At 67.6% G+C, this 8,208-nt stretch carries 6 protein-coding genes; 1 reads left to right on the top strand and 5 read right to left on the bottom strand.

Annotated features, from left to right (window positions below; all coding sequences use genetic code 11):
- The first annotated feature begins 411 nt into the window (after positions 1-411).
- Positions 412-849, top strand: coding sequence for an ATPase (locus HWX25_RS30265; protein ID WP_244135326.1), 438 nt, complete (start codon positions 412-414; stop codon positions 847-849).
- Between the two features lie 189 nt (positions 850-1,038).
- Here HWX25_RS30265 and HWX25_RS30260 read toward each other — a convergent pair whose 3' ends face one another.
- The 5 genes from HWX25_RS30260 to HWX25_RS30240 form a co-directional block, all read right to left on the bottom strand.
- On the bottom strand, positions 1,039-1,728 hold the full coding sequence (locus HWX25_RS30260; protein WP_175912174.1) for a DUF429 domain-containing protein: 690 nt from the start codon (positions 1,726-1,728) through the stop codon (positions 1,039-1,041).
- A gap of 9 nt (positions 1,729-1,737) precedes the next feature.
- Complete coding sequence (locus HWX25_RS30255; protein ID WP_059699304.1) at positions 1,738-2,262, bottom strand: HD domain-containing protein; 525 nt, start codon at positions 2,260-2,262, stop codon at positions 1,738-1,740.
- Positions 2,263-2,383: 121 nt separating this feature from the next.
- Positions 2,384-5,854, bottom strand: a complete 3,471-nt coding sequence (locus HWX25_RS30250; protein WP_175912173.1) for a YhaN family protein — start codon at positions 5,852-5,854, stop codon at positions 2,384-2,386.
- A gap of 3 nt (positions 5,855-5,857) precedes the next feature.
- Entirely contained in the window at positions 5,858-7,108 is a 1,251-nt protein-coding gene (locus HWX25_RS30245) for a DNA repair exonuclease (RefSeq protein ID WP_175912171.1), read from the bottom strand.
- 329 nt (positions 7,109-7,437) lie between these two features.
- On the bottom strand, positions 7,438-8,199 hold the full coding sequence (locus HWX25_RS30240) for a hypothetical protein (protein ID WP_175912169.1): 762 nt from the start codon (positions 8,197-8,199) through the stop codon (positions 7,438-7,440).
- Positions 8,200-8,208: the final 9 nt, after the last annotated feature.

Below are 8,208 nucleotides of genomic sequence, written 5' to 3'. Positions count from 1 at the left end.
GACGGCGGGGGTTCAACTTCGTGTGCGCCGGGGTTCGACAACCTGCCCTCGACCGCACCGCTTCCCTTCTCCTTCCGCGCCGCGTTTCCGTTAGCGCGAAAGAGGCGTGATTCTAAGCACCCGCCTCGACCTCCGCAACCCCTTTGTGAAAATATTTTGAAAAAGCCCCCGTGCGCTACCGCGCACGGGGGCTTCGGCCTGACGCCCTGCATACCGCATGCTGCGCAAGGAGCCCACGACGAATCCTGGGCGAGTCCTTCTTTCCTCCTATCCTATACAGCAGATTGAATACGCCCTCTGTTCAACCGCGCTCCGTATTTGCCTCGCGCCGGACACAACCCCACGGCACAAACAAGAGAGCGCACGTCGTCGAGTATCATGCCGCGATCGAACAACGCACTCATACCGACGATGGACAGCACCACTCAATCCGGCGACGCCGATCTCCGCGATGAATACGCCGCGCTGCGCGAGCGCGCCGTCATGCTCGAAGAACAGGTCCCGCCGCTCCTGCAACGTATCTCGAATGTCCTGCCCCGCATCAGCGGTGTCTCCGACCTGGCGGACGAGCATCGTGAACGACTCGTCGGCGCGCGCAACGCAGCGATGGTCTCGATCGAAAACTATCAACAGGCAATCCCGTTCCTGCAGACGGCCGACTCGATCATCGAGCAGCTCGACAAAACGCCCGAGCGCGACGAAGACATCGAATGGCGCGAATCGCTGCTGCAGCGACTCGACGAACTGATCGACGTCGCGGTCGTGATGATCGACGATGCGCAAGGCTATTTCGAGCAAGCGGCTGCCTGCGATCTCTCCAGCGTGCCGAAGTCCATTCTCGAAGACTGAGCATCCCGGCCGAGAGGCGCGCGCTGCGTCAACTGCATATATGTTGCATGTTGCGCACGCCAGCCGCCTCGCACATGCCGACCGGCTGTCGCTACTCGACACCTCGACATCGACATGTCCAATGCTTCTCCCGAAAGAGCTCACCTTCCCGTCGCGGGTTCACGCGTATCGGCAAGCCGCAGCCCGTGACTAGAGCGTATCGAGAACGATCGTCTCGCCGACGATCGGCACACGGATATACCCGCCTTCCGCATCGCCGTATGCGTGCGCGTTTCCGTCGATCACGTATTGCGCGGTCAATGCGCACAACGTCGCGTCCCGCGCGTCGACCGATCGCAGTGTCGACACGTCGATCCCGAGTTGGGTCAGCAATTGCCGGCGCTGGCTGCGTTTCTGCTTCGCCGACGCGATCGCCTTGCCAAGCAACGCGCAGGTAATCGCGTACGGATAAGTCTCGAAGCTCACGCGCCCGCCGGCATAGCGCGCGTCGGTCAGCAGCGGATAGGCGTCGGCCAGCGCGCGGTAGACGCGCTCTCCCATGAACATCCAGTCGAAGAAGCCCGACGTGCTGGCCACGGCCTGCTCGCGCGATGGCGTCGGAAAACACGAGATCCGTTCACGCGCGAGCGCCTGCTCGGCAGCCCGGCGTCCGCTGCCCGTCCACCAAAGGCTCGGTGCGTCGACGCCGACCGCCACCACGTCATGCTCGATACACAGTGAAGGCAGCGCTTCGGGCACGATCCGCTCCTCGCGGCAAACGATCGTCGCGCCGCGCAAGATCACGAGATCGCATCGCTTCTTGTCGCCGCCCACGTCGACGCCCGCCACCGCGGGCAACGACCGCGCGACTGATCGGGAGCGGGATCGGGCCGCCTGCATGGCTGTGCGTCAGTCCGCCGGCCGCGCGTCATACGCGGCGTCGAAGATCCCTTCGAGGCCCGGATGCACGCCGCGCATCCGGTCGACGACCGACTTCGCCCAGTCGAAGTACGCCTGCTTGCGCTCGAGGGGCCAGTCCGCGGGTGGATGTCGCGCGATGTCACGCAGGTTGCAGATCTTGTCGGCGAGCTTCACGAGCTTCGCGCGCCGGCTGATGGTCGCCGCATGCTCGATCTGCAGGCGCTTGCGCTCGTCCTTCGGCAACGACTTGTCGTCGGTGACTTCCATCACGATGTCCGCGACGTCCTTGCCGAACAGCCGCAGCAGCTCCTGCTCGGTGGTCTCCGTATCCTCGATCGTGTCGTGCAACACCGCCGCGACGATCACGCGCTCGTCCTCGATGCCGGCCTCGTTGGCCAGCACGGCGGCCAGCGCGATCGGATGGTTGATGTACGGCGATGCCTCATCGTCCTTGCGCCGCTGATTGCGATGCTTGTCCGCCGCGAACGCGATGGCAGCTACCAGCTTGTTCATGTTGATCCCTCGTGTGGCCGGACCCGCGACCGGCTGAACCGGTCGCGTGCGTTTCGGAACCGCACATACTACCTGTACGCGATGACCATTCCCACATATCGGAACATCGGGACGCGCGCCGTCATGCGCCGGCCGCCTCGCGCTCCAGCCCCACCACGTTCACCTGCGCGCCGAACACGTCGCGCACGAGCGGCAGCAGGTGATCGTGGTGCGTCAGAAACAGCACCTGCGTTCGCGTCGACAGATCGCGCAGTGCCTCGAGTCCCGCCTTCGCGCGCGCATCGTCGAAGTTGATGAACAGATCGTCGGCAACGAACGGCAGCGCGGTCCTGCTCGCGAGCTGCAATTCGAGCGCCGCGATCCGCAGCGCGAGGAACAACTGATCGCGCGTCCCTTCGCTCAGGCCGGCGACCTCGACCGACGTGCCCTTCGTGCGTCGCGCGTACAGCGCAGGCGGCGTCCGTTCGGTGTCGACGGTCAGCCGCGCGAATTCGCCCAGCGTCAGCCCCGCGAAAATCTCGCCCGCGCGGCGCAGCATCGGCCCCTGCTTCTGGTCGCGATAGCGATCGGTCGCCCACTTCAGCAGACGGCTCGCGGTCGCTGCTTCCAGATACTGTTCAGCCGCGTCGCCCATCGCGGCCAGCGCTTCCTGCCGCTTCGCCTCGGCCACGGCCGCGTTCGCCTGGCCGTCGATCGCGCCGAATGCCTGCTGGGCGACGACCTGCTGTTGCGCGAGCGCGTTCAGGCGCTTGCCGACGTCGTCGAGCGACTGCTTCACCGCCTCGAGATGCGCGGGCACGTCGGCGATGTCCTGTTCCGCGACCTCGGCCTCGACGGCCGACTGGGACAACCCGTCGCCATCGCGCACCAGTGCCTCCTTCGCGGCATCGACGGCCTGTCGAAGCTGGCGCTGGCGATCCGATCGTTCGGCCAGCGGCAGCGCCGCGTCGATCGACGCGACGCCGGCCAGTTGCAGCAACGGCTGAATGCGTGCGTCCGCACCCGCCACCGCGGCGGCGGCATCGGCGACCTTGCCCTCGGCCTGCCGCACCGCGTCGTCGGCACGATCGATTGCACGCGCGGTTTCCCGTGCGGCCGCCACGCGCATCGTCAACCGGCGCGCGACGTCCAGCCAGTTGCCGCTCGCCAGCCATTCGGGTTCGAGCGCTTCGGCCAGCCGCCGGGCGCCGGCCTCGAGCGCAGCCAGCTCGGCACGAATCGCGGCGATCCGGTTGCGCGGCGCATCGGCGGCGGCCAGCTCTTCCGTCACCGCATTCGCGAGCCCGAGCGCCCCTTCCGCCGCAGCCAGCGTCACCGCGTTCGCGGACAGCTTCGCGTCGGCGAGCGCGTCGCGCCATTGTGCTTGCCACGCATCGTAGGCGGCCTGGGCCTGGCCCGCGCGCGAACGGGCCGTCGCGCATCCGCGTTCGGCTTCGCGCGCGCGGTCCTCGAGGCTGTCCTTCTGCGCAAGCGTCTTCTCCGCCGACTGCACGAACGTCTCGGCGATCGCGATGAGTGCCGCCAACCCGTCGGCGTCGCCGCCGCGCGAGACCAGGCGCAGCGCCGAACGCAACGCGGCTTCCGCGCCGGCGCGTGCATCGCGGATCGTCGCGAATTCGCGGCGCTGGCGGTCAAGTTCGAACTGCGCGGCAAACACCGTGTCGCGCTTCGCGAGCCAGTCGCCCATCGCCGCCAGCGGCATGCCGGGCACGCCGGCCGTCGTCGCCAGTTCGGACCACGCATCGCGATGCACGGCGAGCTCGCGTTCGCGCTCGTCCATGGCCGCCTGCCGGCGCATCAACACGGCACGCGCGGATTCGACCTGTTGACGCAGCGATTGCAGCGTCGCCGCCGCTTGCGTGGCGCCGAGCTGCGCGTCGACGAGTTCGTCGGCGAGCCGGATCGCATCGTCGACGACCGGCGCGCCCGTTGCCAGATCGACCACACCGTTGCGGATGTCGCCCCACGCGCCGTCGCGACGCGCGCGCGCCGCCAGCACTTCGGCAGTCGTGACGACCTTGTGGGTCTCCGCGAAATGTCTCTCCTGCAGTTCGAGCCGTTCGTATTCTTCCTGCGCGCCGTCCCGTGCATCACGCGCGGCGGCCGCCGCGCTCGCGCGCTCGCTTGCTTCGTTGAGCAGCGCACCGAGCCGCGCCGCCGACGGCACGTCGAGCACACGCAGCGCGTCGACCGGCCTGCGCCACTGGCCGAGCGCATCGAGCGCGTCGGCGAGCGTGCGCTCGGCGGCGGCAATGTCGCGCTCGAGCGCCAGTTCGCGCTGGCCGCTGCCGCGAAAGCCCTGCGCATCGGCGAGCGCGGCACGAAGCACTTCCGGCACATCGACGGTAGACAGACGCGCGAGTTGTTCCTGCGCCTGCGCGAGTTCCTGCATGCGTTCGTCGAGCGATTCCCGCGCACCGGCCAGCGCCTGATGCAGCGCGCCGTGGTCGCGCAAGAGATTCGCGACAGTCTTCAGCGACAGCGCGGTCGGCAGTGCCGCACGCAGCGACGCCTCGTCGGTCGGCCAGCCGAGCTGCGCGGCCGCGGAGCCCGCGGCGGTCAGATGCCGCTCCACGTCCGCGCCGAGCAACAGCAGATCCTGAGCGTGATTCATGCATGCGCCGCGCAACCGGTCGAGCGCTTCGATGTCGCCTTCGAGCGCCAGCGCATCGGCGTCCGGATCGATCGCATCGCGCGCCTGGCGTTTCGCGAACAGGTCCGTGCGACGCTCCTCGAGCACCTTCTGTTCCGCCGCGAGATCGCCTTGCGCTTTCAGCAAGTCGGTATACGCGGTCGGCGGCAGCTCGACGACGGTGCCCAGTTCGGCAAGCGCCGCTTCCTTGATCGTCAGTTCCTTCAGGTATGGCGCCAGCCGCCGCACACGCTCGAGCTTCGAACGCAGCGCTTCGAGGCGGCGCTGCTCCACGCGCGCGTGCTCGATCTCCTGCTCGACCGCATCGCGCGCCTCCTTGCGATCGACCCAGTCACGCGTGCGCACCTGGACCGCCTTCAGTTCGCCGACCGCTTCGTTGAACGACATCTCGGCCTGCGCGAACGCGCTGCCGCTGCGTCGCGGCGCCCACAGCTCACCCGCACGCGCGTCGAGCTCCTCGCGCACGGGCCCGAGCGTGCCGACACCCGCCGCCGATTCGAACAGCACCTGGCCGAGCTTGTCGGACGCATCGAGAATGCTCCGGCCGCCGTCGACGAGCCGCCCATGATCAAGCCCGAACATCTGCTCGAAAAACTCGCGCGTCGCGCCGTCGAGGATGGCCGCGAGATAGTCGTCCGGCAGCTTGTCGTCGGCGGGCGTGCGCAACGGGCTGCGCCCGCGGGCGCGATGAAATGCGAGCGCGCCGGTGCCCCCCTCCAGCACGCCGCCGATCCGCAGATCGGGCGTCGCATGCAGGAAGTCGAGCGGCGTCTGCAGTTTCATCCCGAACAGCAGTTCCGACACGGCCGTCCGGATCGTCGACTTGCCGGCCTCGTTCGGCCCCACGATCACGTGAAAATCCTGTCCCGCCGACGGAAAGCGCAGCGTCTCGTCGGTGAACTTGCCGTACTTGATTAGATCGAGCTGGCTGATGCGCATCGCTTATTCCCCCCTCGCCAGCCGCGCGAGCAACGCGGGACCGACCTGCTCGACCAGCGCCGTGAGTTCGCCCGCGCGCGCCATCGTCAGCAGCGGCACCTCTTCCTTCACGTCGCTGCGCACCTTGCCGACGAACGGCTTCAGGTCGCGTTCGAGCAGCGCGAGAAAATCCGGATCGTGCGCGGCGTCGGCCAGGATCTGCTTCAGATCCTCCAGCGCCTCGAGTTGCTCGCTCTCGCCCTGCGGCTGCTCGGGCGCGGATGTCGCGAGACGGACCTTCTCCAGCCACAGCCGTTCGTTGCCGATGATGCCGATCTGGTTCAGCACCTCCGCGCGCAATTGCGGCGCACGGCCGAAGAAAAGACCGTGCGCGGGCGTGCGCCCCGTGACCGTCACGCGCACCGCGCGCGGCACGTGACCGTCGACGGTCAACAGCGCCTCCAGCGACTGGCCGATCTTTCTCGACAGGTCGGCGACCGTGAAGCAATCGGATGCGTCGACCGACAGCGCTTCCCAGCGCAGCACGTCGAGGTACAGGCGCTCGACCTGCGTGCGCCCCTGCTCGACCGTCACGAGCACCGCGCCGCGGCGGCCCGTCTCGCGGATATGGCGACCCTGCAGGTTGCCGGGAAACACGACGGTCGACGGCCCCGACCATTGCTGGAACTCGTGCACGTGGCCGAGCGCCCAGTAGTCGTAGCCCTTCGCGCGCAGTTCCGCCAGCGTGCACGGCGCATAGTTCGCATGCGCCGCATAGCCTTCGAGCGCGGTGTGCAGTACGCCGACGTTGTAATGACCCGGCACGGGATCCGGATAGCCGATCGCGAGATTGTCGACGACGGCCTTGTCCTTGAAGCTCTGCCCGTGCAGCGCGACGTCGAATTCCGGCAGCCGATGGGTTTCCGGCTTGCGATGGCCGAACACGGTGACGTTGTCGGGCAAGGTCAGCTTCTTCGTCATCTCGCTTTCGGCATCGTGATTGCCGCCGAGCACGAATGCGCGAATGCCGGCCTTGCGCAGGCGACCCATTTGCTGGCCGAAGAAAATGCCGGTGTTGTGGTCCTTCCAGTCGCCGTCGTACAGGTCGCCGGCGATCACGAGGAACGCGACCGCCTCTTCGATCGCACGATCCACGAGCTGCCGCAGCGCCTCGCGCGACGCGTTGCGCAACTGCGCGGCCGGCGCGTCGGGATACGCGCTCAGGCCGTGCAACGGGCTGTCAAGATGAATGTCTGCCGCGTGGATGAACTTCACGAAGATTCCTCTGTTTCAGGACGAAGGGGCGATGTCGACAAGCATTGTGCGCCGTCGAGCGACGCAACGCGGGCGAGGTACGAACCGGACCGTCGCCGTTGCATCGTCGCGATGCAACGCTCGTCCGGGCGATGATGCCACCTGTCACCAGCGGGTCGGGATGGTACCTGAAAGCGGGCGTCGGGAAGGTGCACGCCCCCACGCCCTCAATCCGCGCGTGATCGCGCAGCCTCGACGAACCTGCACCCCGAAACACGGCGGTCGCGATGCCTCGGATGATCTTCCGAAGTCGACGGCCGACGGCACCCTCGACATTCGTCCCGTGCGTGTCACTCGCGGCGCGGCGCGGGTGGCGGCGCAAAGCCGTCGTCGTTGCCCGGGAACGGATTCGCATTGCGACGCAACGCTTCCTCATCGCTTTCCTTCTGTGCGAACAGCGCGACGCCGATCACGCCGACGTTCGCCGTATCGCCGTACTTCGAATTCGCGACGTAGCTGTCGGGCACCGACGCGAAGCGGAATGCGGCGACTTCATCGCGGCTCTTGCGGAAGCCCTCGATCGTCAGCGTACGGCCCGGATACAGCACGTAGCCACCATTCGCATAGCTGCCCGGCCGCCCCGACAGCACGTCGAGCCCGTCGACCGTCGACACGACCTCGAACGCGCGGCGCCCCTGGTTGCGCAGCACGATCATGTAGCGTGCGCCTTCGACACCCGCCATGTGCCAGCGGCCGTCGCTGCGCGCGAGACGCAGCGGCGCGCCTTTCTCGTCCGTAAACGACAACGCGATGTCGCCGTTCGCGAGCACGACGCGCGTCGGCAACCGGCGAATCCGCGACGCGGGCGGATGCCCGGGCAGTGCATCGTTGTAGTAGACCGACGCGAGATCCGTCGGCGTCGTCGGATCCGCGCGTTTGAAATCGACCTTGCGGGTTTCGGAATGCACCGACTCGCCCCACGCGGTGCCGAGCCCGCGACGTTCGCCGGCATCCTGGCTGGCCGGTGCGCTCGCGGAAGTCGGGGGCGGCGACGCGCACGCCGCGAGCCACAATACGCAAGCGAGCGCGAGAAGACGAAACAGGATGGTCATGATCGTGAT

It is taken from the genome of Burkholderia sp. BCC1640 (assembly GCF_902833125.1).
GTDB lineage: Bacteria > Pseudomonadota > Gammaproteobacteria > Burkholderiales > Burkholderiaceae > Burkholderia > Burkholderia diffusa.
Note: the sequence above shows the minus strand (reverse complement) of the source record. Positions and strands in the feature narration are given on the sequence as shown.